We start from the raw sequence: 26,056 nt of genomic DNA on the forward strand, positions 1-26,056 counted from the left end.
CAACAGGTGGGGGCCATGACGGCGATGAATCAGGAGCCGTCGGAAAGCTCCGGCAGCCCGGCGACGAGAGCGGCCAATCCGTCCACGTCGCCCCGCGATCCGGGCTCAGCCGACGGCCGCGCCCGCGGCCTTCACCAGCGCCACGGTCTGCTCGATGGTCTGCGCCCGATCGGACGCGAATGCCGCGTCAAGGATGACGAGCGGGTCCTGCGGATAGACCAGTGCGGAGATGTGCAGGTGCCCGCCGGGGACGTCAGTCGCGCCGAGCGCGAGCCGCAACCGGTTCGAGCGGTACATGCTCTCGTTGGACAGGTAGTTGCCGCCGCCACCGGAGTGGGCCTGGGCATCGGGCGACGGCCCGTTGTCGTGGCAGAACAGCTTCGTCGGGTCGGGCCGGGTGTTGCCGGTCCACTCGCAGAGGCGCGGATTGAGGCGCACGGGCCACGGGGTCGTGCCGGCGGCGACCATCTGCTGGTGGGGCAGGGTGGTCTCGATGAACTCGGGGTTCGGGTCGAGCTGCGGCCAGGTCGTCGCCGAGGGGACGAGCTCCGCGGTGCCCTCGTTGTTGTTGTCCGGGTTGCCGCCGCGCCAGGCGCCGCCCCACTGCTCGATGTTCATCGTGCCCCGCAGGCCCTGGCTGATCGTCATGATCAGGTCGGCGCGCTCCTTCGCCGAGGCGGTCAGGTGCGGCCCGAAGGCGTCCTCGACGTGGCCGGCGTTGAAGGCGCTCCAGGTGACCGGCAGCATCACGGCCTGGATCTGGACCATTCGGTCGCCGACCGCGTATGCCTGACCGTCGAGCTGCAGAGCCGAGGCGCCGGACGGGTTCGAGCGGCGGATCTCGTTGTTGAGCTGGTACGGGTCGAACCCGCTGACGAGCACGCGGGTGGCCTTCCTGTCGCGCGGGAAGTCGGTCGACGAGATCCCCCGTGCGGCGTACTCGAACGTCTTCAGCAGTGCCGCCCGCCGCACGTCGGAGAGCGGGAACGCGGGTCGCCACTGGCGCAGGTCGCGGGTGCCCATCAGTCGCGTCCAGTACAGGGGACGGTCGTCGTAGCGCTCGATGCTCCCCATCCAGCGCTTGCCCTGCGCCCGCTCGACCGCCGTTCTCCACAGCTCGGCCCCGCGGCGCCGCAGCAGCTGCTCCGCCGCCCCGGCGGACCGGGCACCGCACAGCTCGGCGCTGAGCTGTTCGACGAACCCGGTGAAGCCCCCGAGCGTGACCAGCGTGTACGGCACGCGTGTGCCACCGGGCAGCGCCGGGGTCTCGATGCGGCTCTCCTCGTACGTGATCGGCGCGCTGCGGTCGTAGCACTGAGCCGCAGCGGCGGGGCGCGCGAGGGCGGGGGTGGGCGTCCCCGCCAGCGCGAGGCCGACGGCGGCGGCGGTGACCAGCCGGGCGGGCGTGAGTATGCGTGCGGTCATCGGGCCCTTCTTCGATCCGCGCGCCTCCTCCACGTGCGGAGCCGACGCTTGAGCGGGTGGTGGTGATGCGGCGCGCGGCGGTGCCACTTGCGGCCGGGGAGTGCTGCCGATGTCGTCGCCACGGTGCATCGACGGCCAAGAATAGTGGCGTTCGTGAGTTTCATCGACGGGAATGCAACACCCGAACCGGGGCCTCCTGCGAAGGAACCCTGCCGAGGAAGCCCCGGATCGTCGGTCCTCGTAGCACGGGTTCGTCTGGTCAGGCCACCGCGTACCGGTGCTGTCCAGTGGCGCCGGGCGATGCGGCCCCACCACCGCCGCCCGCCGATGTCGAGACGGCGGTTCGGACCCGGTCGGATCCGGCCCGCCGGGCCGTCCGCGGTGCGGTGTTCGGGGCCGCGATGGCCACACCCTTGATTACGCGTCGTAACTCACGCAACGGCATTTTCCGAATGCTCTCCGCGACGGAGCGGGTAAGAAATGAGAGCATTCGCATCTGTCGTCCGCTTCTCGGGGGGACGATCGCCGCGTCTTCCACCCCACGCCGACCGGTCGCACGGGGCCCGCCCCGATTCCCGGCAAGATCGCAAAGGTTTTCTGCTGGCCAGTGGTGCTATACGGTAGGGGGGTGAGAGTTGAGCGCCATTGGTGGAACGGGAACCGCAGTCAAATTGGGCGTCGTGACGTCTTCATACGCACCGATGGCGAGAGCTGGGAAGTAGAGGCCCAGGCCGGAGGAGTTGGCGGCCGCTCGAAGGTGCAGCAATGCCCCGGCCGCTCCTCCGCGGAGATCCTGGCCGGCGCGTGGCGGGGTGCCCGCCCGGAGTGGCGCGAGTTGGTGCCGTAGGGCAGGTCGTTCGCTACCGGCTGTAATCACGCGCTTCCCCGCGCGGAGCGTTGCGGCCGTCCGGTCGGATGGATGGCTACCTCGCCGGGCGGCGCCTTGAAGATCAACCACCCGTCACCCGCGTCGACGTGGGGATACTCCAGCACATCGCGGAAGAAGGCGCGATCGGCTGCCGCGGTCCGGCTGTAGATGATCACATGGGTTCCATTGATCACCCCGCGACCGTACTCCCGATTCCTGGCTGCCGCGCCGCCTCGCCGGTGTGTCCGGAGTCGTTGCGCGGGCCGGTCGGCACGGCACGCTCGTGCGACCCCTCGCCGTGCCGCCGTACTGTCGTCCGATGACCTACCCGCCTGAGCCGTGGCACCTGCGGGGCCAGTTGTACCTGTCGGTGTGGCTCCTGCCCCGGGCGCGGCTACCCGAGCTGCCGCCCGGGTTGGCCGAGCGGGCCCGTCCGATCTTGATCGGCGGTCGCGCCGTCGTGGGGACCGCCTGGGTCCGGTACGAGTCGGGCGGGGTGCTGGACTACCGCGAGCTGCTCTCCGCGGTGCTGGTCAGCGTCGGGGCCCGACCCGGGGTGAGCATCGTCGACATCTGGGTGGACAGCGAAGCGTCGCGGGCCGGCGGCCGGGAGCTGTGGGGGATACCGAAGGAACTGGCGGCGTTCGAGTTTCCCGACCCCTCGCAGCGGGCTTCGGCGGTCACCGTCGCGGCGACGACGACGGGTGGCGTGCCGGTGGCCGAGGCGCGGCTCTCGGCGGGCACGAGGCTGCCGGGCCGGTGGCCGTTCGGGTTCCCGGTGACGCAGACGCTCCATGGTCGCGTGCTCGGCACCCCGGTACGGGGGAGTGCCCGGCTGCGCTTCGGCGCCGCCCGCTGGCATCCCAATCCAGCGGGACCGCTGCGTTACCTCGCCGGTCAGCGGCCGTGGCTGACCCTGTCGCTGACCGACTTCCGGCTGGTGTTCGGTCGACGCCCGGGCGATCGGCACCGGGGCGCCTGAAGCCGCGCGGTCACTTCCGCTGCTGCGACCGGTGGTGTGCCCCGGTCAGGAGCGGGACGGCAGGAGCGCGTCGACGCCGTCGAGAATGCGGCGCAGTCCGAAGTCGAATTCGGCCGCCCCGTCGACCTCGTCACCGTCCGGCTCGAAGACGCCGGCGGCGGACGGACGCAGTTCCAGTTGGTGGCTCGAGCGCGGGCAGCCGGCCGGGCGACCCGTCCGAGTGTGCGGGCGCGCCACGGGGCCGCTGTGACCGCGACGCGTCAGCCGGTGTATCCGCTCGCCTGCAGGTCGAACAGTTCCCGGTAGAGACCGCCGTGCACGATGAGTTGCCCGTGGTCGCCCTCTTCGACGAGCCGGCCGCCGCGCATGACGTAGATCCTGTCCGCGTGGCGCACGTTCGCGAGGCGGTGGGTGATGAGCACGACGGTGCGGTCGGGTCGACGGCGCAGTTGTTGGAAGAGAGCGTGTTCGGCCCGGGCGTCGAGAGCGGCGGAGGGTTCATCGCAGATGAGCAGGCGCGCGTCGCGGTAGAGCCCGCGCGCCGCGACGAGGCGCTGCCACTGCCCGCCGGACAGGTCGTGGCCGTCCTTGAACTCGCGGTTGAGTAGCGTGTCGTAGCCGTTCGGCAGGGCGACGATCATGTCGTGCGCGGTGGCGGCCGTCGCCGCGTCCACGATGGTCGGTCCGGTGCCGTCGCTGCGCTCGTGCCGGCCGATGCTCACGTTCTGCGCGGCGGTGAACGGGAACCGCCACCAGTCCTGGGTGATCACCCCGATGTGCGCACCCATGCTCGCCGGACAGAGTTCGGTGCTGTCGATGCCGTCCCAGTGGATGCTTCCAATCGTGGGCCGGTAGAGCCCGGCGATGAGTTTGGCGAGCGTCGTCTTGCCTGATCCGTTCTCGCCGACCAGCGCGATGACTTCACCCCGCCGTAACCGCAGGCTGACGTCGTCCACCGCCGGGGTGTCGGTGTCCGGGTAGCGCAGGGTGACGTGGTCGAGCCGGATCTCGTCGAAGCCGTTGACCGGCAGGGTGCCGCCGGGACGGGTGTGTGCGTCGGCGCGGTCGAGAAACCGGAGGAAGTCGCGGTAGTACAGCGCGTCCTCGTACAGCGAGTTGGTGGCGTGGATCGCCGTGGCCAGCCGGGTGCGGGCGGCCTGCAGGGCGAGCATGGCGGTCGCCGCCGCGGCGAGCGGCACCGTCCCGGCGAGCAGGAGCCAGCCGAGCACGGCGTAGACCGCGAAGGTGGCGAGGCCGGTGGCCGAGCCGCCGACGACGCGGGTGACCGTCTGCGAGCCGACCAGCCGCAGTTGCGCGCTGGTCTCGGTGGTCATGATCCGCCGGTATTCGCCGAGCAGGAAGCCGCGCATCTGATAGGTGCGCACCTCGGCCGCGGTGTGGCGGTTGGCCATGAGACCGGCGAGCATCCGCATCCGGCGCTGTCGGGTGACCCGGGCGAGCATGGCGAGATATTCGCGGCGGGCGATCCGGACCGCGGTCACCGCTGCCGGTACGGCGGCGAGCAGCAGGCACGGCATCAGAAGGGGTTGGATCACGGTCACCGCGATGGCGGTCGCCACGACCCCGACCACGCCGGTGACGAGGTTGACCGCGTCGTCGACGATGGATGCCGCGTCGTTCATGCCCCGGTCGCGCGCGCGGTCCATCTCCTCGGCGAAGCCCGCGTCGTCGAACGCGCCCAGTTCCACCGCGGTCGTGGCCTCGAACAGCCGCAACTCCACCTGATAGTTGATCTGCGGGGCCATGCGCGCCTGCGCCCACCCGGCCGCGATCGTCAGACCGCCATGGAGCATCAGCGCGAGCGCGGCCACCGCGAGCGCGGGCGCCGCCGCGCGTACCCGCTCGGGGGTCGGGGCGGACGCGAACAGCTCGCGGAGAACGGTGCTGGTGGCGACCAGGCCGAGCGTGGTCATCACGCCGGCGGCGATGTTGAGTCCGATCGCCGCCACCGTGTCACGAGGGCTGGCCTGCCAGGCCAGGGCGATCGCCTCGCGCAGGATGGCCGGGAGGCGCCGGGCGACCGCCCAGAAGCTGGTGGTGGCGAACTCGCTGCCGTGGCGCATCCAGTCGGGATCCGCGAGCTCGGCCAGGCCGGGGGCGTGCAGGTCCGGGTCGTCACCGTCGTCGGCGGTCTGTGGTGGGGACGCCAGTCCGGCGTCCGGTCGAGCATGGCCGTGGGGCACGAGGACCTCCCGTGGCTCAGGTGCGGTTGCGTGTGGCTCCACACCTACCGGGAGGTCCTGACCCCTTCAATATCTGGCTGGTGCCATCAATGGCACGACTCCGGCTCAGGCGCGGAACTCGGCGGCCAGTTCGTTGAGCCGCGCCGCCGTCGCGGTCAGGTCGGCCGCGGCGGTACGGGTCTGCGCGGACGCCGCGCGGGCGTCGTCCGCCGCGCCATGGGCCCCGTCGATCGCCCGGACGATCGCCGTCGTGTTCCTGCTGACGACGTCCGCTCCGGCGGCCATCGCGCCCGTCGTCGCCGACTGCTGCTCGACGGCAGCGGTGATCGTGGTCTGGTAGTCGGCGATCGATCCGATGACGTCGGCGAAGCCGGCGACCATCCGCACCGCCCGCTCGGTGTCCTCCTGGATGCTCTCGATGCGGCGGGTGATCTCCTCCGTGGCGCTCGAGGTGGCCTGCGCGAGCTCCTTCACCTCACCGGCGACGATCGCGAAGCCCTTGCCCGCCTCGCCGGCCCGTGCGGCCTCGATCGTGGCGTTCAGCGCGAGCAGGTTGGTCTGCTCGGCGATCGCCGTGATCGTCCGGATCACCTTGCCGATCTCACGGCTGGAGTCGCGCAACCGGCCCATGTTCTCGGCCGCCTCGCCGGCATCGCCAACCGCGCCCGACGCGGCCCGGGCCGCGGCGGTCGTGTTGGCGCTGATCTCGGTGATGGCGGAGCGCATCTGCTCCGTACGGGCGGTCACGTCGTCGATGTCACCGGTCACCTGGCGGGCGGAGAGCGTGACGCTGTCCATCTGCTGCGCCGTCGCCTCGGCGGCCCGCGTCATGGTGGTGCTCGTCGCTTCGAGCGCCGCCGAGGACGCCAGCAGGTCGGCCGCCGCGGCGCGGATGCCCTCGACGGTGCTGCCGACGCGGGTCGCCATCTTGTTGAACGAGACGGCCATCGCGCCCAGCTCGTCCTTGCCGACGACCGGCATACGCTGGCTCAGGTCGCCTGCCGCGGCCTTGGTGATCACGGCCTCGCACATGCGCAGCGCCCGCACGATCGAGCGCCAGACCGAGGCCTGGAAGAGCATCCCGAGTGGGCAGAGCACCACAGGGATCCACACGGCGGCCGTCGCCAGGGATTCCAGGCGCTCGCGCGCCCCCGATCCCGCGGGCAACTGCGCGGCGGCATCGGTCGCGGCCGAGTGGGCGAGCACCGCCAGCCAGACAACCCCGCCCACCAGGCAGAGTTGGGCCAGGACGGTACGCAGCTTCGTCGGCAACTTGTCCAGGAAAGCCATCATCGGGCGACACCTCCACGCATGACATCGACAATGGCGGTGGAGAGCTGAGAGATGTCAGCCACATGTTCTACCGATTCCACGCGCCGTCCGGGCCGAAGCGCGTTGATCACTACGATGAGAAGGCGCATCCGTGCTGGGCGATTGACGGCGGGTTCGGCCGCTGAAGACAAAACGGCGGAACCCGGGCGACGACGCGTACGGGTGGCGCTGCTACCGCTAGGCAGTGCGCTGGCATGAACGTTTGCCGGCTGGCTGGCTCCGCAACTGGCAGTGCGACCGCTCTAGTCTCGGGTCTGTGCGGGACGCCTTCGGCATGAGCTGTCTCCGCTGCGGCTCGGCGTCCAGCGTGCTGATGATTCGCGTCACCCCGCCGACCCTGCCATCCGACGGACACGGTCCGGTGGCGCGACGTCGGGTGATCCTGGCACGGCGTCCCGACGTAATCTCCTAGTTACTGGTGTCGTACCGCATGATCGCCGGGCGGTGTGCGGGAAGCCGTTCCTCATTCTCGCGGTTGGCCGGCCGATAGAGACAGCGGGACGTCCAGGACAGCGTAGGGAGGCGCACATGGGAGATCCGCGTGTGCCCGCACTGATGCGGCCGTTCGGACCCTTCGTGCACCTGGGTCTGCAGGCCCACGAGCTGACCGTCAAAGGGCGCAACACCGAGGCGCTGCGGTTGACCGATGAGTTCGAGGGCATTGTCGGGCTGCTCGGCGACGAGCGGACGGTCGCCATGCTGGTCCAGGTGCGCATGTACGCGTTCATCGGGCTGGGGCGTTTCCAGGAGGCCCTGCTCGTCGGCGAGACCCTGTTGCGCCGCCATCGGGCGACGGGTGCCCGGTGCAGCGAGGCGAAGGCCCTCGCGGACATCGCCGAGGTCCTCGTCCGGATGGGGCGGCTCGACGAGGGGCTGCACCGGCTGGCGCGCGCGAGCACGATCATGGATCTCATTCCGCAAACCAACCCGCGGTACGCCTCCGCCCTGGCATCGGTCGGTGAGGCGGCCCGCGCCGCCGAACTCTTCGAGCACGCCGACGAGTGCGTGCGCGTCGCCGTGGAGTGGTTCGAGCCGGACAGCGGCCAACGGGCGGCCATGGAGCTGCAGCGCGCGGAACTGCTCCTCGAATGGGGGCTGCGGTTGGAGCAGATCGGCATGATCGACGAGGCCAGCGTCCGGTTCGCCCGGGCGGCGAGCCTGGCGCGGTACTGGGTCACCATGTATCGCGAGCGGGGCCCGGACGGAGACGCGCCGCTCGCCGCGGCGTTGCTCGCGCTGGGGCTCGCGAAGATCGGCGAGGTCGAGGAGACCGTCGCGCTGTGCGAGTCGATGATCGTCCCGTTGCGCGCCGCCGGCCAGTACCACGAGGCCCGCCTGGTCCACCTCGCGTACGGGGTCGCGCTGCGCACCCGCGGTGAGCTGCGTGGCGCGCGACGGGAGTTCATGGCGGCCGAGGAGTTGTCGGCCGCGGAGGGACAGAGCGCGCAGCAACTGCTCTTCCAGTACGAGTTGGCCGCGCTCGCCGCGGTCGAGTTTCCCGGCGACGGGGCACAGGCGATGCTCGCCGCGCTGCGCGACCACGCTCTCCACCTGTGGCGACTGCGCATGGAGCGCAAGTCGATGCTGCATCAGGCGCGCCGGCGGGTGTGGCTGGAGGCCGAGCACGCGCGTGCGGACAGTGCGGCCGGGCAGGACGCGCTGACCGGGCTCGGCAACCGGCGGGTCTACGAGCGGCAGATAGTCGCGATCGAAGCCGATCCGGAGACCCCGGTGGTCCTGCTTCTGGTCGATCTTGACCGGTTCAAGCTGATCAACGACCGGTATTCGCACGGGATGGGCGACCGGGTGCTGCGTGAGATCGCCTCGGTGCTACGGGCGCACTGCCGCCCCGATGACGTGCCGATCCGGTTCGGCGGCGACGAGTTCGCGCTCTTCCTGCGGACCGACCTCGCCAGCGCGGCCCGCGTCGGTGAACGCATCCGCCAGGTCATCGCGGGACGTGACTGGGAGGAGTTGGCGCCCGGCCTGCGGGTCACGGTGAGTCTGGGCGCGGCCGCGCTGGCGCCGGGGATGACCGGACAGGATCTGTTCGACTCGGCGGACCGCCAGTTGTATGTCGCGAAGACGCACGGCCGCGACCAGGTGGCCGCCTGACGAGACGGCCCATCGTCGCACCCTCGACGGATGGCCGTACTGCCATCCGGCGAAATCCATCGAGACCACGACGATCGCCACCACCAGCGTGCGCGTCATCGACAGCGTGAACAGCCGCTGCACCGGGTCGTCTGTGTACCGCCGGAATGCGGCATGGACACAGCCACCCGGCGGACACTCCGTTTCGTCCGATTACCCCGGGGGTACGGCGAAGGCCAGGCAGGTCGATACGCCGGCCGGTCGGAAGGGAGTGTTCTGGTGAAGGCAGTCGTCTGGCACGGAACGAGGGACGTGCGGGTGGACACGGTGCCCGACCCCGGCATACAGGACCTCAACGACATCGTCATCCGGGTCACATCGAGCGGCATCTGCGGCTCCGACCTGCACCTCTACGAGGTGCTCGGGCCCTTCATGAGCGCGGGCGACATCCTCGGCCACGAGCCCATGGGCATCGTCGAGGAGGTCGGGCCGGCCATCACCAACCTGCGGCCCGGTGACCGCGTGGTCATCCCGTTCAACATCGCCTGCGGCCACTGCTACATGTGCGGGCAGGGCCTGATGACACAGTGCGAGAGCACCCAGGTGCGCGAGGAGGGCAAGGGGGCGGCGCTGTTCGGCTACACCCGGCTCTACGGCCGCGTCCCGGGCGGGCAGGCCGAATACCTGCGCGTGCCGCAGGCCCAGTTCGGTCCGATCGTGGTGCCGCAGGGCCCGTCCGACGACCGGTTCGTCTACCTGTCGGACGTGCTGCCGACGGCCTGGCAGGCGGTGGAGTACGCGGCCGTGCCGCCCGGCGGTTCGGTGGTCGTGCTCGGACTCGGCCCGATCGGCGACATGGCCACCCGGGTGGCCATGCACCGCGGGGCGGGCCGGGTGATCGGCGTCGACCTGGTGCCGGAGCGGCTGGCCCGGGCGCGGGCCAACGGGGTCGAGACGCTCGACCTGACCGCGCACGACGATGTCGCCGAGGCGATCCGCGACCTGACCGACGGGCGTGGTCCCGACGCGGTCATCGACGCGGTCGGCATGGAGGCGCACGGATCGCCGGCCGGCAAACTCGCCCAGCGGGTCGCCGGGCTGCTGCCGGACGCCGTCGCGGCCAAACTGATCGAGAAGGCCGGCGTGGATCGGCTCGCCGCGTTGCACCTGGCCATCGACATCGTCCGGCGGGGCGGCACCATCTCCTTGTCCGGGGTGTACGGCGGGATGGCCGATCCGCTGCCGTTGATGGTGCTGTTCGACAAGCAGATCCAGCTGCGGATGGGGCAGGCCAACGTGCGGCGGTGGGTCGACGACATCATGCCGCTGCTGACCGGCGACGGGGACCCGCTCGGGGTCGAGACGTTCGCGACGCACCGCGTACCGCTCGACGACGCGCCCCTGGCGTACGAGAACTTCCAGCAGAAGAAGGACGGCGCGGTCAAGGTGCTGCTCAAGCCCTGAGTGAAGGATCCCGCGCCCCTCCGCACGACGGAGTGCGGCGCTGAGCGCGCGGATGGCGTGCGTCCGGAGCCCGGGCGACGCCATCCGCGCGAATAAGGGCGACGGCTACTGCGCGGCCGCCGCGTTGCCCACTCCGCGCTGGCCGAGGCCGCTCCGAAGTAGATCGGAGACGGACAGGCTCCCCAATGACCGGGCGTCGCGATCCACGAGGCCTGAATCCAGTCCGCGCGGCGAACCGTGACCCACGTCACATCGACGGTTGGCTCCGAAACGTCGGGGTAGCCCGGAACGTCACCGCCTTGTCTGATCGGAGCTGTTGGATGTCGACGTTGCGTGCCCTGGTCCTGTGTTGTTCGCTCAAGCCGTCGCCGGCGTCGTCCAGTTCGGAGCTGCTCGGGCGGGAGGTCCTCGCTGCGCTCGCCGACCACGACATCGACGGCGACGTGATCCGGGTGGTGGACCACGACGTCAAGTTCGGTGTCTCCACGGACGAGGGCGACGGCGACGCCTGGCCGTCGATCCGCGCCAAGCTGCTCGACGCGCAGGTGCTCATCATCGCCACCCCGATCTGGTTGGGGCAGCCGTCCAGCGTCTGCAAGATGGTGCTCGAGCGGCTGAACGCCGAGTTGTCCGAGACTGACGACCAGGGCCGACCGCTGACCTACGGCAAGGTCGCCACCGTGGCGGTCGTCGGAAACGAGGACGGCGCCCACCACGTGACCGCCGAGGTCCTGCAGGCCCTCAACGATGTGGGCTTCACGGTCCCCGCCGCGGCCGCCGCCTACTGGGTCGGCGAGGCGATGGGGTCGGTCGACTACGACAAGGCGGGACCGAAGCCGGATACGACCGGGGCCGCCACCCGGACACTGGCGGCCAACGCCGCCCACCTGGCGCGCCTGCTGACGGGCAGCCCGTATCCGCCGAGCTGACGGCACCTCCGCGGCAGCGGGTCCCGGCCCCTCGGCACGTTCGTGACCAGTCGATGGGTCGCGAAGGCCGACGCTGTTTCCGTGGCCGACCGTCGGGGTAGGGCGGTGCGCATGAGTGCCGAGGAGGCCGCCGGGCGCAAGCGCCCGCGGCCGCACATGCCCAGCGACGTCACACCGCGGCTGTCGGTTTTTGATCGGTTCGCCACCCGGGCGGCGATGCTGGTGTCCCGCGCCTGGTTCTTTGCCTGCTGCGTCCTGCTGGTGCTGCTCTGGGCGCCGTCGGTTCTGCTGATCGGCAACATCGACACCTGGCAGCTGATCATCAACACGGCCACCACGATCGTGACGTTCCTGCTCGTGGCCCTGCTGCAGAACACCCAGACCCGCAACGACGCGGCCACGCAGGACAAGCTCAACGCGATCGCGGAGGCGATGGCCGAGCTGATGACGCATACCGCCGACATCCACGACCGTCGCGAACTGCGGCGGTCGGTGCGGGAACTCCGCGATGCGGTCGGCCTGGAGGACGAGGAGAGCGCCTGATCCCGATTTCCGGGCTCAGCTCGTTCGCCAACTCGCCGTCGACGTCACACTCACCGTGTTGCCGAACGAATCACTGGTCTCGTCGCCGTCGACGAGCGGGTCGCTGCCGCCGACCTTCAGCGTCCGCGTCCCGGGGCTGAGCGTGACGACGGACGGGGGCGACGTGAACGCGTTGCCGTTTGAGGTGAGCGTGCCGGTGAAGGTGAAGGTGCAGGACGCCGACCGGATGACGCGTTTACCGTCGGCGCCCGCGACCGTAACCGGGGTCTCGGCGACCGGACCGACCGCCGCCCAGGCGCCGGTCGCCGTCGGCGCCTTGTCGTTCGGGTAGTTCGTTCTGCCGCTGGCCGTTGCCGCGGCGTCCCCGGCCCGCGCGACGGCCTTCATCGTGACCGGCCCCGAATCGCGGTGGCGACCCGCGCCCGCGCCACCGCGAGCCGGAGCGCTTCCGTGCTCACCTGCACGCCGCTGCCGGCCACCCGGCCGGCGAGGTCGGTGCTGGTCATGCCCGCCAGCCCGCCGACCGAGGTGTCCACCCCGGCCCCGGAGAGCAGGCCGATTACCGTCGCGTCGACCCCCACGCCCGTCGCGTCCGCCGAGCGGAGCGAGGTGATGCTGCCACGCCGCAGTCGGCTTTCCGTGATCACCGCGCTGGTGGTCGCTGTGACGGTCTCGGCCGGCAGGGTGCCCACCACGTGCGCCGCGATCGTGTCGACGGCGCCCGGCACGTTCTTGAGCTGGACGTCGGCCGGCATCGACGCCAGCACGGACGCGAGCGTTTCGCCGGTGGGCAGGGCCAGCCCGCCGGCGGTGGCGCGTAGCTCGGCCACCGTGGCGCCGTCCGGACGATCGACGAGCTCGCGGATGCGGGGCACGGTGATCGCGTCCTCCAGCCCCGCGAAGAGGTCGATGAGTTCGTTCGGCCGCACCTTCGCCGGATCGAAGACCAGGCCCGGCCCCGGATCGAGGATCTTCGTCCGCACGTTGCCGCCGAGGGATGAACCGGCGAACTCCACCAGCGTGAAATCGTCGCCGACGTTGGCGATGAACGCGTCCTTCTGGCCGACCTTGACGCTGCCGACGATGCCCAGCCCGGTGCCGTTGAGTGACTTCTCCGGCAGCGCCTCCCTGCGGAGCTCGAAGATGTCGTTCTGCAGCACCGTCAGCTTGCTCTCGATCTCCCGCACGACGCCCACCAGGTCGGCACGGAGCTCCGCCGCGCACGCCCCGAGCCGGCGGAACTGCTCGGCGATCGCATCGAACTCGTTCTCGATCCCGTGGAAGCGTGCGTTGAAGCCGAGTTCCTCGGGCGTCGCGGCCGCCTGCACCCGGTCCTCGCCGTCCACCCAGTCCGCATGCGTGAAGCTGCGCGCGTAGGTGACGTCGCAGCGCGGGTCGTGGGTCTGGACGTCCGTGACGAAGTCGAACGGTGCGGGGCTGGTGTTGCCGGTCGCGCCGACGTACCAGAAACCGATGATCTCGCCGATCTTCGACTCGGCCAGACCGGCCTGCTTCAACGTCCCGGCGACCTTGGTGCTCGAGACGCCATCGATGAGGATGTCGTTGTCGACAAAGCTGAACTTGGCCATGCCTACCTCCTGGGCGGGTCGGCGTCGGGATATCGGTCGGCCCCATCCGGTCGGCGGCGACGGAACCGGGTGTAGCTGCGGGAGACCCGGCTGGACAGGAAGGTGGGCTCCCCGCCGTCGACGCTGACGTGGTTGCGCCGTAGATCAAATGTGTTGATCTCGATGCCCAGCGGGCACAGATGCTCGAGCAGGTTCATCACGTAGCCGTACTGCTCGAGACTCAGCACGTCGTCTCCGGGTAGTTCGACGCGCACCTCGTACGGGTCGGGGAGGCCCCGCCGGGCGTACGCCACGCAGACCAGCAGGGCCAGGCCGGCGCGGCGACCGCGCACGGTGACGCGACCCCCGGCGCCGCGCTGCAGTTCCAACGTGGCCCCGCCCTTCACCGCCGGCAGTTCCGTGACGTACCAGCGGTACGCGGCCGGCGGCGGCTCGCCGGGACGGTTCGATCCGCCGGGCAGGACCGACAACGCGCCGAGCAGCAGCACCCCGTCGCCCGATGGCGCGGGCAGCACCCGTACGGAGTGGAACCCCGCCGCGGTCAGGGCGTCAGAGCGGGCGATCATGCGGTCCCGAAGTTCCCTCGCCGGGTCGGACTCCGGGTTGACGGCCCCGACCGGATCATCAACGTGGACGCCGAGCAGCAGGTCGAGGTCGTACGCCTCGAGGATCCGCGTGGCGAGTTCGCCCGGCAGCGCCGGCGCGAGCCCGATGGAGGCCAGCGGCGACAGCACCACCGGCAGGTCCGGTGCCGCGGCGGAGAGCTCTTCCAGTGCGGTACGAAGCTCCTCGGGGGCGAGCAGGATCGGGTTGCCGCCCGCCTCGGCGAGCGGTGCCCGCGCCCGCTGCCACGCCTCGTCGACGAGGACGTGCCGCCCCGTGCTGTCGTCCTGGCGCAGGCGGGCGACGAACTCCGCGGTCGCGCCCGGCGCCACCTGCTCCGGGCCCTCGACCACGAGCCCCATCGACGGGAGCGGGGACAGGTACACACTTTTGTCGTCCGGCGCGGTGACCGTGGCCATCCCCGCGGCCGAGAAGAGCCACGCGCCGAGCGGATCATCGGCGGTGTCCCGCGGCTCGGCGCCGACGATGGCGGCGAGCAGTTCGGGATCGACGTCACCGTCCGCGCCGGGCAACTGCACCCGCTCCCCGGCGGCCGCCGCATCCCGCGCGGCGCGCGCGGCGGTGACGGCACGGCCCAGCCGGGTTGCGGTGACCCGGCGGACGGTCACCCCCAGGCCCAGTTCATGCCGCGGGTCGGGCGTCGCGGTCCAGGCCCGCAGCAACGACAGCGATCCGTCCCCGGTCAGCAGCTCCAGCAACAGGACGGCGCGCGCGAGACTCGTCGCGGTCAGCGTCGTCATGTACCTCGGCCGGGTGCCGCCCCCGGTGCGGGACAGCGCCCCGGTCAAGGTGGCCCGGACCCGGGTGAGTCGTTCCCGGGTGGCGGCGGGCAGCTGCGTCGGCGGCGCCGCGTCGAGGTCGGCGAGCAGACCGCCGGTGAGCAGGCCAGCGAACCGTTCGCGGGCCGGAACATCCGCGCCGACCTGCACCAGCCGGACCGCGATCGCGAGCTGCCCGGCCTGCTCCAGCACCCGGAAACGCGATGTCACCCCGACGGTGGCCGGCAGTCCGGCGGCGGGCTGCTCCGGTGACCCCGGCCCGTTGAGCGCGGCGGAGAAACCGGCCGGGGTGGCCAGCCGCCACGACGAGTAGACGGCGAGCCGGGTCCGGTACCGGTCATCCGGTTCGTCCGCCAGCCGCGGCACGGCCAGATCCGCTCCGTGCGCGTCGAGGGCGGCGCCGCGGGCCAGCGCGACGTGCCGGGCGGCGGTCACCTCCCGGGCGGCGGCGAGCAGCCGCTGCTTCTCCAGCGTCGACAGGTACACCATCCGGGAGAGGAGTCCGTCGAGCACAATGCCGTCGACCAGCGTGGCGGCGTCGGCGTCCGACAGGGGCGGACCGGTGGTCACGAGCACGGCTTCGGCGTCGTGGGCGATCGCCGCGGCGTCGGCGCCGTCCACGTGCCACACCCGCGCCCGCACGGTGAACGAACCGGTGCCGTCCGAGCCGGCGGGCAGCCGTGGCACGTAGAGCGGAAGCACCGAACCGGCGGCGGTATACGCCCCGAAGACGACCGGCGCCAACTGCTCCCCGTTCACCTCCGCGTGGACCAGCACCGCGGTCCGGGCGAGCGCCATCCGCAGCCGCACCAGCAGCGCGGGATGCCGGCGGGGGCCCTCGACCGCGAACCGGCCGCCGGTGAGCGTCAGCTCGTCGCGGATCGCGGCCGCCGCGAACGGCGGCGTGAGCAGGTCCAGGGCCGTTTCCAACCCGGACCCGGCGACCGTACGGGGCGGGATCGGGCGCATCTCACACCACCGTGATCCGGTCGGGGTCGTCCACGAGAACAGCGACTTCGGTGGGGCCGATCGCGACGTCTTCGCCGCAGCCGGCCACCGACGCGGTCACGGCGGCGCCGGCGACGGTGATGTCGAGGTCGGTCAGCCGGGGCGGATATCGCAGTAGCCGCAGGTCGCGGGCGTCGACGACGCCGGGCTCGTTCATCACCGCCCACATCACCTCGCTGAACCGCACCGGCTCGCCGATCCGTAGCCGATCGACGTACCGGCGGACCCGGTCGCCGATCCGACCCAGCAGGGCGCCCGCCTCCGGGCCGGGCGTCCCCGCCGCGCCCGTGGCGAGCGGAAGACCGTCGACGACGAGCCGTACCTGGAATCCCACCCCCACGGGGTCCGCCCGTTCGATGTTCGGCGCGATCCCGATCGGCCGCACCTCGTCGACCGCCCCGCGTACCCGGTCGGCGAGCTGACCGGGACCGTCCCACACCGCGCCATCCTCCGCGGCGACGAGAATCGTCACGAAGTACGGGCTGCCGAGGCTGCGCTGCTCGGCGAAGAGCCGCTCGGCGAAGGAGAAGTTGCCGAAGATGGACTGGTTGATGTCCAGGCCGCCGTAGAGGTCCTTCACGACGACCTGGCGGACGCCGGGCACCAGCGATACGGCGACGCGCACGGCGTCGGGGGTCCACAGGTTGCGCGGATAGGCCAGCAACAGGTCACGGTAGAGCTCGTCGGGCCACTGCCGTGATCCGCCCGACAGGGCCATCTCGTGGGTGATCGACAGCGTGCCGTCGGCGAGTAACTGCGCGGCCCGCGCCACCCGGACGTCGGCGGGGGAGAAGGCCGCGATGAGTCCGGGGGTGTCGCCCCCGACGGTGGCGGCCGGGTCCAGGTCGCCGTCCGGGCCGGGCAGGAACGCGACCACCGGCGCGGTCGCGGCGCGGTCGGTGTTGGTGAGCCGGACCGTTTCGGCCAGGAACACCTCGGCGCCGCCGCGGGCGCTCAGCCGTGATCCGCGCGGCAGCACGAGAAGGGGAAGGTCGGTCGGGAGGTCCGCCTGCACGGCGATCCCGACCTGCCCCGACGCCCGGTGGAACGGCCGTATGATGCCGAGCTCCGCGCCGAGCCGGGAGAGCGCCTCCTCGGTCGCGGTCGCGACGTGGGTGTCGGCGAAGCACTGTCCGATGTGGGTCCAGACGTGCGCCTCCTCGACCGTGATCAGTTCGAGCACGGTACGCAGCGCGCTTCCCGACGTGAGATCGACGGTCGGCCCGAACAACTCCCGGGCCGCGGCGAGTTTCTCCTCGAGCAGCCGGGCCACCGGCTTGGGCACGAATCCGGACTCGGTGATGCCGTACGCCTTCCCCACGGCGGTCGTGCGGGCAATCCGCTCGAGTTCACTGTCGGTCATCAGATCTCCACCTCTCCCAGCACGAGCCGGAGTGCCTCGCCGAGCACGGTGCGGACCTCCGCGGTTACCCGCTGCCGGCGGTCCGCCCCGACCGGACTCAACGTCACGTCGAGCACCTCACGGACCCTGGCGTCCGCGGTCAGCGTGCGGATCACCGACAGCCGGATGAGCTCCTCGGTCAGCGCCGGCGGCGTGTTCAGGGTGAGCACGCGCAGTCCGTCGAAGCCGAACCCGAGGTCGAACGGGTCGGTCCCGGTGGGGGTGAGCAGCGCGACGGTGAGGTCCTGGGCGAGGTTCTCCACCCCGTCCACGATGGCGATCCCGGCGCCGGCGGTCCCGTCCCGCCAGCGCAGGTCGAGCCCGAGGGAGTCGGGCCCGATCGGGGTCAGCGCCAGGCCGTGCCCGAGCACCGCCCGCGCCGTGACCGCGTTCGTCTCCGTCACTGGACCTCCACCGACTGCTCGACGTCGAATGTGACCTTGCGGGCGGTGAACCGGATCTCGGCCGACGTGGAGATCTCGATGTTGCCGTCGGCGTCGAACCGGATCGTGGCGTTGCCCTTCGCGCTGCTGATGACGACCTCGTCGACCGCCGCGTCCGCCGGACGCTGGCCGACACCGGGCATCTTCTGCTCGCCGACGCCGATGTGCAGGGCGCGGACCGCGACGGCGCGTACCCCGCGGGCGTCGATCAGGTCGCTGGAGACCTTGCCGGTGGGTGCCGGTTCGGCGGCCGGGTCGCTGCTCGACTCGGCGGCGCCGACGCCGGTCGGCAGGGTGAGCCACCAGTCGCCCGGTTTGCTCTCCGGCTCCTCGCCCCGGTCCCAGAGACAGCCGGCGACGACCGCGTTGCGCGGGTCGTTCTGGTGGTTGAGGTGCAGCACGCGCGCGCCCGGGTAGTGCGGGATCACCAGGCCGGTGCCGCGGAACGCGAACGGCGTCAGGTACGGCTTGTCGACGAGCTGGGTCGGCGTGGGCATCAGGTCGCCGTCGACCGGCACGTTCGGCGCCGGTCTGTCGGCCAGCCCCGAACGCAGCTGGAGCCGTTGCGGCCGTACGGCCATCGTGCCGTCCTGCTGCGGCGCGGTGGTCTGCCGGTTGACCAGCCCGACGTCCATCGGACGCCGGGCGCTGGCGAGCTGGCGTGCCCGGGTGTCCAGCTCCTCGGCCAGTCGGTGCGCCTCGCTGGTCTGCGCCGGATCCCCGGTGTGCGCGGCGCGCGGCTGCTGGCGCTCCACCCGCAGCGTGGTCGTGAAACCGGTTGACCTGCCCAGTTGATGGGTCAACCCGAGCACCCGGAACGGACGTGGTGCCGGCGGTGGGGCGGCGCCGGTCAGCGCGGTGAACGGCTCGACCAGCACTCCCAGCGCGCCGACCACGGAGGCCGCCGCGTTCGTCGTCGGCACGACCGCGGGCACCGCGAGCTCCACCACATCCCCGACCTGGATGTCCGGACGCCCGAGCAGGGTGACGGTGAACGCGTCCACCACGGTGCGGGCGTACGGGTTGTCGGGCGCGGGTTCCGGCCGTTCGGCCGGCACCGGCACCACGTCGACCAGGCCGGTGGACGCGTCCAGCGGGTGGGTCGTCCCGCCGTCGACGGGCCCCACCCAGGTGCCCACGTGCAGCCGGCCGCCGCGCAGGAAGAGCGGAACACCGGTGTCGGTCGCGCCGCCGCGCGCGATCTGGGCCAGATGCAGGATGACCCGGTCCAGCGGCAGGTCCAGCGGGACGTCGAGCCGGCCGTCGACCCCCGGCTGGTCGCCCTCGGCCACCACCTCCACCGGCGGCTCGGTCTGGCCGCACAGCGCCCGCAGGTAGTCGATCAGCGGCCGTCCGGCCGGTACGTCGACGGCGCGGGACCGGGTGCCGCGCAGCCGCGCGAAGGCGGCGTCGACGCCAGTGAACGTGGTGCGGTAGCGGAAGTCGCCGGCGGTGCGTTCGACCCGGGTGATCCGGCCGAGAAACACCTCGGGCAGCCCGTCCGATCCGGGACCGAAGCTGAGGGCGCCGGCCAGGTTGGCCAGCCCCGACACGAAGGTGCCGGGGGTGTCCCGCCAGCCGAGCGCGACGGTCACGTGCGGGCACGGCCGGCCGGCGAGCTTCTCGTAGTCGGGGTCGGTCAGCCCGTCCACCGCCAGGCTGAAGGTCGCCGCCCGGAACGACCCGTCCGACTCCCAGCGCAGCTCCGCGTCGTACTGCTCGCGGCCCACGCTGAGCGCCGGCTCGGCGGCGAGGCCGTCGGCGCCGTCGGCGCGGAAGTCCGCCCGCCAGCCCGCGTCGAAGCCGACGGTCGAATCAGATGAGCCCGGCATAGGGGTCCTCCTCCTCGGGACGTGGCTGCGTCGCGGCGCCGCCGACGGGTCGCCAGCCGACGCTGATCCGGGAACCGCACTCGCCGCCGCGGACCAGCGAGCCGGCGGCGAGCCGGAGGTCGTCGATCCAGAGTTCGCCCAGCAGCCGTCCGTCACCGGCGACCGGCAGCGCCCGGTCGGGCAGCGCCGGCCAGGTGGTGAGCACCCCGGACGGGCCGATGACCAGGATCACCGCGGACGTCGCGGCGGTGCTCAGCGAGTCCGGGGGCGGTGCGGTCAGCGCGGCGACCGCCTGCCGGTGTGCGGCGATGTGGATGGGTAGCCCGACGCCGACAGCGGTGGCCCCGACCGGTGCGCGCCGCAGCGCCGCGTCGTGCACCACCTGGTCGACGGGGGCGCAGAGCAGCCGGGGCAGGTCGCCCGCGCCGGTCACGAGGACGGCGCGCAGGCCGGGCACCGGGCCGGCGATCGGTACGGCCTGTGGGACGCCGCGTGCGGCGTCGAAGGGCAGCGCGGTCCAGCCGTCGGGCAGGCTCATGTCAGGAACTCCAGTGTGGACATCGCGGCGGTGGCGCCGAGGTCGACGAGGGCGTCGACCGGGCCCGGGCGCGGCACGTGCCGCAGTGTCACGGAAACCTCCAGCGTCTCCAGCCGTTGCGCGGACGCGGTGAAGGACAGGTCGCTGATCTGCATGTTGATCCGACTGACGAGCCGGCTGACGAACATCAGCCCGCCCACCGTGCCGCCGGTCCAGGCACCGAGTGACCCGCCGCGCCGGCTCGACGCGGCGAGCAGCTCCAGGTCCTTCTTCCACAGCAGCCGTTGCGGGCCGACGAGCAGCGCCGACAGGGAAACGGTGTCGGTCGAGGACGTGGTGGCCGTGCGGTACGCCTGGGCGCCGACCGGTGGCAGCGAGTACGTCTCGCTGAGGGTCAGCCGGCTGACCGCGAAGAGCGGGATGAACAGCGGAAGGTCGACGATCAGGGCGGCCGGCAGCCGTTGGAACTCGTCGACGTGGGATCGCGACGGCATCTCTCACCTCGTTCCGGTCAGGGGCACGCGGTCGGGCCAGACCCCGGCCGGCAGGTCGTGGCTCACCCGCCAACTGCCGTCGGAGTTGACGTGGATGTCGATGTGCAGTGGCGGGCCGCCGGGGCGGGGGATCTCGTAGCGCACCGACGTGAGCACGTCGATGAACTCGAAAGCGCCGTTCGTCAACGGGATGGCCAGCCGCCGCCCCTGGGCGGTGACGACCGGCGCCACCGAAGCCGTGGCACCGGTGGCGCGTTCGGCGGCCGCGAGCTGTCGCAGCACGTGTTCGGCCCCCTTGTTCTGGGCGAGCTGGTTGACCCCCCACGGGGCCAGCATCAGCCCGGCGAACACCTCGCCGCCGAAGCCCGGGCCGACCAGGTGCGCCCGCTGCCAGCCGGCGACCATGTTCGCGAGCCGGTCGGCCAGCCAGGCCGGGGATGTGGGCAGCGCCCGGACGGCGCGACCGCCCAGCGTGTAGCCCTGCAGGCCCATCCCGGGCAGGTCGCGCGACAGCGGTTCGCTCAGCACGCCGGTGGCGGTGGCCCGGACGTCGTCGAAGCGGAGGGCTTCGCTGATCTCGGTCGCGCTGGCCGACGGCTCGACGAGCGCGCCGGCCCGTGAGCGGACGGCGAGCGCATCCGCCGCGGCCGATCCCGGCTCGTGCGTGCCACCGGCCGGGATCGGACGGCTCGGCGGCACCCGGTCCCTGCTGGGGCCCGAGTCGAACCGGCGCCCGAAGCTGCGCAACACCTCGTTGCTCTCGGCAATCACCCGTTGCAGGTCATCCGCCGCACGGGCCGCCGCCGCGGGGCTCGGTTGCCCGGCCATCACCGCGCGGTACGCCTCGGTGGCGTTTCGCATCCGCTGCATCTGCTCCACCAGTACCGGGTGGTCCGGCCAGCCCACCCGCACCGAGGCGACCCCGGCCGGCTCCAGCGTGCGGCCGTCCTGCCAGGCCCGGACGATCTCCCCGGCCCAGTCGAGGAGCTCCCGGCCCCGGCTGCGCGACCGGGCCAACGGCGGCACCTCACGGGCGGCGGCCAGCGCCGCGGGACTGGCGCCACCGGTGACGGCCGCCTGGGTGGACGTGGTGGGCGCGCCGGTCCCAGCGGTGAGGAGGTCGCGCATCGTGCTCTGCACGTCGGTGGCGTTCTGGTCCAGCATGAACCGGACCCGGTCCTCGAACGTCGACATCTCCGCCAGCGCGTCGGCGACGATGTGCAGATCCGCCTCGCGCATCGCGGGCGCGCGGCCCTCGCCGGCTGCGCCGCGCAGCATCTCCATGTCGTCGAGCAACCGGCCGAGCGCGCCGTCGAGTTGGCCCAGCGCGCCGTCGAGGCGCCGCTCGTGCTGGTTGGCGACGGCGAGCAGCAGCGCGTGCGCGAGGTCGTCCACGGATCGGCTGCCCGGCCGCTCCCGGTAGACGATCGTCAGCGCGCGCTGGATCGCCTCCAGCGTCTGCGATTGTTCCCGCGCCCAGCGCTGCATGCCCGCGCGGACCATGGCGGCGGTGATCGCCATCAGTGCCCACCTCCCGGCAGGGTCGGCGTGGGCAGGCCGGCGGCCAGCGGCCCGAGGGCGGCGTCCACCTCCCGCAGGGTGCCGTGTTCCAGGGCCTGCTGGCGCATCCAGGGCACGAGCACCGGCGTGATCACCCTGGGCAGTAGCGCGGTCATCACCGCGACGACGGCCGCTTCTGTCACCGCCTGGCGCACGGCCTGGTCCAGCACCTCCCGGGTCATGTTCCGGACGAGCTCGCGCCGGGTGCTGCGGGCCACCGACCGGACCGCCATCCCGACGCCGGCCCGTTCGGCGACCCGCAGCCCCTGCCGCGCCGTGCCGACGATGGCGTGCGCGGCCTTGCCGACGCCGGTCACGTCGAAGACGCTGAACGCGATGCTGAGCCCGGCCATCAGTTGGGCGAGCTGCACCTCCTGCCAGCGCAGGAACAGCTCCGGGTCTTCCAGCGACCGGTACAGGTCGGTCTTGCGATCGGCCTCCAGCACGTCGACGGCGGTCAGCGCGAGCCCGGCGATCCCGGTGATCGCGGCGGCGGCGATCGCGCCGAGCGGCGCGCAGAGCAGCCCGAGCGCGATGATGCCGATGGTCGAGAAGATGGTGATGAACGAGTCGAAGTCGGCCTTGCGGCCGATCGCAGCGTTGATCCCCTCGACGTAGTGCCGGTCGTCGCCGATGTGCGGGCGCAGCTGGTCGTCGGCGAGCGCGTGGATGCCGTGCAGTTCGAACCGGAGCCCGCGCCAGTCGCGGCCGCCCTCGCGTTCGACGTACTGCGACGCCTCCAGCGCGAAGAACGCCCCATCCTCGGCGTCGGAGCTCTTCGCGATCATCTCGGTGTTCGCGCGGAACATCTCCCCGAGCAGGTCGGTGAGGTAGCGGCGGACGTGTGCGGCGTCCCGCTGCGCCCCGGCGTACAGCGCGTCCAGGTCGCTTACCTGGAGGAAGAGCGGGTCCACCTGGTTGAGCAGCCCGCGTCGCGTGCCGATCGACGCCTCCAGATCGGTCACCGACCAGTCCCGTCCCTGGAACACGGCCACCCGCTGAGAACCGCGCCGTTCGATCCGGGCCTCGCCGACCACGGAGAGGATCCCGGCCGGGATGGACTGGATCGGCGGCGGCAGCGTGTACCGCTCGTGCCGGGAGCCGATCTCCCGCGGCACCGACATCACCTCCCGCACGGTGCCGGTGGCGATCACCTGCTCGGAGTAGCGGATCGCGCGACGCAACGTGGTCAGCTGCACCACCGTCTCGCCCAGGATGTCCAGCGCAGACGAGAACGAGGCCAGCGTCTGATCGAACCGGTGGTCCTTGCGCCCCACGATGCCCTGCCGCGACGACCGCAGCTGCTGCAGCAGCAGCGCGCGGCAGGTCTCGGCGTAGAGGTGCGTGAAGCCGTGCTTCATGGAGTCGTTGAAGTCGCCGCTGAACCGCAGTGCCCAACTGGCGGCGTTCGGCTCCCAGTCCGGGTCGACGCGGACCAGGCCGGCGTTACGCGCGTCGAGATAGCAGTTGATCACCGCGCTGCCGAAATCGCTGACGTCGGCGGCGATGCGGGCCAGCAGCCGCAGGTAGTCGAACTCCGGTGACGCTCCCGGGCGTACGTCCAGGAATCCGTTGTTGCCGCCGCCGTCGGTGCGGATGGTTACCTCGGTCATCGAGGTGGCGCGGACGGCGCCCAGGCCGATGCCCCGCGCCCGGCCGGCCACCATCAGCGCGGTATTGAGTGCGAACCGGCCCAGGTACGGGCATTCCGGCACCTCGAGCGCCGCCGCGATCGCCCGCATCTTCGCGATCAGCCCATGGTCGTTGACGAGCAGGTCGGACCTCGGCTCGGCGAGGTACGGCCCGTCGTCGAACCGCCGACCGTCCACCCCGGTCGACGGCCAGAGCCGCCTGCCGTGCTCGCTGTCACCGAGCCGGCCGCCCCGCGGCGGCGGCGACACAGCTTGCGCCCCCGTTCCGCCGGTGCCGCCCTGCCCACCGGTACCGGTGGCGGTCCCCGTGCCGTCGCCCCGTCCGGAGCCGGTGCCGGTGCCGGTGCCGCTGCCGGTGCCACCCGAGCCGGCGTCGCCCGCCTGCTCCCCGTTCGCGGTCCGGGTCGGTGTCCCGGTGACGAACCGGATCGGCCCGTGCACCGCGGTGCCCCCGATGGTCGGCGGCATGACGACCAGGGACTCCTGCGATCCACCCGCCAGGTTCCAGATCAGCTGCGTCTCGACCAGTTCGCCACGATGGTCGCGCAGCAGTGCCTCCGCGTACGCCCGCCGCCGCGCGGGGTCGCGCAGCGCGAAGTCGGCTGGATAACCGCCCCGGTCGACCATGCCCTCGATCCGGGTGACGACCGTCGCCACCGTTGCGGTCTCCCCGGTGTCGGTGAGCTCGTAGCCCCCGAAACTGGGATCCAGCCGGCTGCGCTGGATGCCCCGGGAGGCGCCCCGTTCGGGTACCAGCGTCAGCATCGGCCACCACAGGTGGTCGTAGGAGCGCGCCGCCAGACTGCCGTCCTCGGGCACCGGGCCACGCACCTCGGTGATCCAGACCAGGGTCATCCGCGACGCCCCTCCGACGTGCACCGGGCCGTAGAACCCCGGATAGCCGAGGGCGCCCGGATCCCAGCGCGGCCCGTGCCGGTACACGTGCCACAGCCAGGCGACGCTGAGCGCCTGCACCAGGGTGAGCACCTGGCCGGCCGCCGGCAGCGGCGGTGGCGGCCCGGCGGCCGCGGCGGTCGCCGTCGCCTCCTCGGTCAGCGGCACCTCGGTTTCGCCACCGTCGAAGAACGGCACCACGTAGGTGGTCAGCCCGCCGCGGCGGCGCACCCGGGACGGGTCGAAGGGTTCCGCGGGCGTGCCGGTGACGCGTCCGCCGGCGACCGGTCGATCGTGCAGCCGCGCGCGGACCGTCTCCAGCGCACCGGCGCGGGCGCCGTCGAGGAGCGCGGCCAGGACCGTGGGGGTGAGCACGTCCTCGTGGCCGGGCGGCGCCACGACGGTGGGCGCGGTCAGCGCGACATCCTGCGGTCCGTTCGCGCCGAGCGCGGCCAGCGGCGCGGCCTCGCAGCCCGCCGCCACCGCCCGGAACACCGCCTCCCGTACGCGCTGCGGGGTGAGCGGGTCGCCCGGCACGGCCCCGACGAGCCGTACGCGGACCGGAATCCTCAGCCGAGCCGACATGGTCTCACCCGATCGTCCTGGCGTGCAGCGCCTCGCGCAGCCGCCGCAGGGCCAGCTCAGCCGCGTCCTCGGTGATCTGGTCGGCGGAGGGACCGACCTCGACGGTCACCGCCACCTCGATCGTGACGGCCGGTGCCACGCCGAGCGCGGTTTCGACCAGCCGTGCCGCCGAATCGGCCTTGGGGACCACCGTTTCTCCGATCCGGACCAGGCCGAGACCGGTCCGTTCCACCCGACCGCCGAGCGGGCGGGCCATCGCGTCGTCGCGGGCCAGGGCGTCGGGGTCGATCGCACCGAGGCGGGTCGCCGGGGGCAGCTCGTTCATCGCGGGCTCCTCTCGCCGTGTCGTGAGTGGACGGCTCGGGACGGTCAGACCGTGAACGTCGGCCTGGTGAGCGCGGCCCCGTCGTTGATCTCGGCCTGCCGGCTGATGCCCGAGAACGTCGCCGTGGGCGCGCCGTTGACCATCGCGTTCGAGGGGTTCGCCGAGGTGATCAGACACTTGCGCAGGACGACGTGGGTGAAGTCCCACTCGCCGGTGCTGCCGGCCGCCTCGTAGACGCCGATCTCGAACTCGGTGCCCTCCATGGCGATTCGGGTGAGCTGGGCGGCGGCGCCGCCGATCGCCTTCACCGACATGCTGAACGTGTAGCTGTCGGGGTTGGCGATCCACCCGACATGTGTCGCCTCGCAGGAGTGGACGACCTCGGTGTTGAGCGCGAACGTGGGGGTGAAGGACTCGATCGGGGTGAGTGGGTTCGCGCTGTCCCCGTCGACGATCACCGCGAGCCGGGTGGACATCCAGGTGGGCATGG

At 72.1% G+C, this 26,056-nt stretch carries 22 protein-coding genes; 5 read left to right on the top strand and 17 right to left on the bottom strand.

All coding sequences use genetic code 11. From position 1 onward, the window contains the following. Positions 1–105: 105 nt before the first annotated feature. Both AB0J06_RS18520 and AB0J06_RS18525 read right to left on the bottom strand, forming a co-directional pair. Complete coding sequence (locus tag AB0J06_RS18520) at positions 106–1,425, bottom strand: hypothetical protein (protein ID WP_357430037.1); 1,320 nt, start codon at positions 1,423–1,425, stop codon at positions 106–108. 873 nt (positions 1,426–2,298) lie between these two features. Then, positions 2,299–2,487, bottom strand: a complete 189-nt coding sequence (locus AB0J06_RS18525) for a hypothetical protein (protein ID WP_357430039.1) — start codon at positions 2,485–2,487, stop codon at positions 2,299–2,301. 125 nt (positions 2,488–2,612) lie between these two features. Between AB0J06_RS18525 and AB0J06_RS18530 the strand changes: the two genes are divergently transcribed. Then, entirely contained in the window at positions 2,613–3,275 is a 663-nt protein-coding gene (locus AB0J06_RS18530; RefSeq protein WP_357430041.1) for an acetoacetate decarboxylase family protein, read from the top strand. A 45-nt stretch (positions 3,276–3,320) separates the two neighbouring features. Here AB0J06_RS18530 and AB0J06_RS18535 read toward each other — a convergent pair whose 3' ends face one another. The 3 genes from AB0J06_RS18535 to AB0J06_RS18545 all read right to left on the bottom strand — a co-directional run bounded on the left by AB0J06_RS18535 (position 3,321) and on the right by AB0J06_RS18545 (position 6,772). Then, positions 3,321–3,512 (bottom strand): hypothetical protein, encoded by a 192-nt coding sequence (locus AB0J06_RS18535; RefSeq protein ID WP_357430043.1) that lies wholly within the window; start codon positions 3,510–3,512, stop codon positions 3,321–3,323. Between the two features lie 23 nt (positions 3,513–3,535). Further along, positions 3,536–5,479 (bottom strand): ABC transporter ATP-binding protein, encoded by a 1,944-nt coding sequence (locus tag AB0J06_RS18540; protein WP_357430045.1) that lies wholly within the window; start codon positions 5,477–5,479, stop codon positions 3,536–3,538. Positions 5,480–5,584: 105 nt separating this feature from the next. Continuing rightward, on the bottom strand, positions 5,585–6,772 hold the full coding sequence (locus AB0J06_RS18545) for a methyl-accepting chemotaxis protein (RefSeq protein ID WP_357430047.1): 1,188 nt from the start codon (positions 6,770–6,772) through the stop codon (positions 5,585–5,587). Positions 6,773–7,339: 567 nt separating this feature from the next. Here AB0J06_RS18545 and AB0J06_RS18550 point away from each other — a divergent pair. From AB0J06_RS18550 to AB0J06_RS18565, 4 genes are all read left to right on the top strand, one after another. Next, positions 7,340–8,926: a GGDEF domain-containing protein gene (locus tag AB0J06_RS18550; protein WP_357430049.1), complete on the top strand. Its 1,587-nt coding sequence runs from the start codon at positions 7,340–7,342 to the stop codon at positions 8,924–8,926. 258 nt (positions 8,927–9,184) lie between these two features. Then, on the top strand, positions 9,185–10,369 hold the full coding sequence (locus AB0J06_RS18555) for a zinc-dependent alcohol dehydrogenase (protein WP_357430051.1): 1,185 nt from the start codon (positions 9,185–9,187) through the stop codon (positions 10,367–10,369). A 320-nt stretch (positions 10,370–10,689) separates the two neighbouring features. Next, positions 10,690–11,298 carry an NAD(P)H-dependent oxidoreductase gene (locus AB0J06_RS18560; RefSeq protein WP_357430053.1) on the top strand — a complete coding sequence of 203 codons (609 nt, stop codon included), beginning with the start codon at positions 10,690–10,692 and terminating at the stop codon, positions 11,296–11,298. Between the two features lie 111 nt (positions 11,299–11,409). Next, the gene (locus tag AB0J06_RS18565; protein ID WP_357430055.1) at positions 11,410–11,841 is read left to right on the top strand and encodes a low affinity iron permease family protein; all 432 of its coding nucleotides are present in this window, start codon (positions 11,410–11,412) and stop codon (positions 11,839–11,841) included. 15 nt (positions 11,842–11,856) lie between these two features. Here AB0J06_RS18565 and AB0J06_RS18570 read toward each other — a convergent pair whose 3' ends face one another. Genes AB0J06_RS18570 through AB0J06_RS18625 form a run of 12 tightly spaced genes read right to left on the bottom strand, consistent with a single transcriptional unit; the run spans position 11,857 to position 26,054 of the window. After that, positions 11,857–12,228 (bottom strand): hypothetical protein, encoded by a 372-nt coding sequence (locus tag AB0J06_RS18570; protein WP_357430057.1) that lies wholly within the window; start codon positions 12,226–12,228, stop codon positions 11,857–11,859. Then, positions 12,225–13,430, bottom strand: a complete 1,206-nt coding sequence (locus AB0J06_RS18575; protein ID WP_357430059.1) for a hypothetical protein — start codon at positions 13,428–13,430, stop codon at positions 12,225–12,227. The genes AB0J06_RS18570 and AB0J06_RS18575 overlap by 4 nt, the downstream gene beginning before the upstream one ends. Before the next feature lie 2 nt (positions 13,431–13,432). Continuing rightward, entirely contained in the window at positions 13,433–15,802 is a 2,370-nt protein-coding gene (locus tag AB0J06_RS18580) for a hypothetical protein (protein WP_357430061.1), read from the bottom strand. Between the two features lies 1 nt (position 15,803). Next, the gene (locus tag AB0J06_RS18585) at positions 15,804–17,204 is read right to left on the bottom strand and encodes a hypothetical protein (RefSeq protein WP_357430063.1); all 1,401 of its coding nucleotides are present in this window, start codon (positions 17,202–17,204) and stop codon (positions 15,804–15,806) included. Beyond that, positions 17,204–17,647 carry a hypothetical protein gene (locus AB0J06_RS18590; protein WP_357430065.1) on the bottom strand — a complete coding sequence of 148 codons (444 nt, stop codon included), beginning with the start codon at positions 17,645–17,647 and terminating at the stop codon, positions 17,204–17,206. The genes AB0J06_RS18585 and AB0J06_RS18590 overlap by 1 nt, the downstream gene beginning before the upstream one ends. Then, positions 17,644–19,518, bottom strand: a complete 1,875-nt coding sequence (locus AB0J06_RS18595) for a hypothetical protein (RefSeq protein WP_357430067.1) — start codon at positions 19,516–19,518, stop codon at positions 17,644–17,646. Before AB0J06_RS18595 ends, AB0J06_RS18590 begins: the two co-directional genes overlap by 4 nt. Continuing rightward, the gene (locus AB0J06_RS18600) at positions 19,502–20,056 is read right to left on the bottom strand and encodes a hypothetical protein (protein ID WP_357430069.1); all 555 of its coding nucleotides are present in this window, start codon (positions 20,054–20,056) and stop codon (positions 19,502–19,504) included. The genes AB0J06_RS18595 and AB0J06_RS18600 overlap by 17 nt, the downstream gene beginning before the upstream one ends. Continuing rightward, the gene (locus tag AB0J06_RS18605) at positions 20,053–20,550 is read right to left on the bottom strand and encodes a hypothetical protein (RefSeq protein ID WP_357430071.1); all 498 of its coding nucleotides are present in this window, start codon (positions 20,548–20,550) and stop codon (positions 20,053–20,055) included. The genes AB0J06_RS18600 and AB0J06_RS18605 overlap by 4 nt, the downstream gene beginning before the upstream one ends. 3 nt (positions 20,551–20,553) lie before the next feature. Next, positions 20,554–22,071, bottom strand: coding sequence for a polymorphic toxin type 4 domain-containing protein (locus AB0J06_RS18610; RefSeq protein ID WP_357430073.1), 1,518 nt, complete (start codon positions 22,069–22,071; stop codon positions 20,554–20,556). After that, complete coding sequence (locus AB0J06_RS18615) at positions 22,071–25,241, bottom strand: hypothetical protein (RefSeq protein ID WP_357430075.1); 3,171 nt, start codon at positions 25,239–25,241, stop codon at positions 22,071–22,073. The genes AB0J06_RS18610 and AB0J06_RS18615 overlap by 1 nt, the downstream gene beginning before the upstream one ends. A 4-nt stretch (positions 25,242–25,245) precedes the next feature. Continuing rightward, positions 25,246–25,566, bottom strand: a complete 321-nt coding sequence (locus AB0J06_RS18620) for a hypothetical protein (RefSeq protein ID WP_357430077.1) — start codon at positions 25,564–25,566, stop codon at positions 25,246–25,248. A gap of 44 nt (positions 25,567–25,610) precedes the next feature. Continuing rightward, positions 25,611–26,054, bottom strand: a complete 444-nt coding sequence (locus tag AB0J06_RS18625) for a hypothetical protein (RefSeq protein WP_357430079.1) — start codon at positions 26,052–26,054, stop codon at positions 25,611–25,613. Positions 26,055–26,056: the final 2 nt, after the last annotated feature.

The sequence above is a fragment of the Micromonospora sp. NPDC049679 genome (assembly GCF_040659735.1).
Lineage (GTDB): Bacteria > Actinomycetota > Actinomycetes > Mycobacteriales > Micromonosporaceae > Micromonospora_I.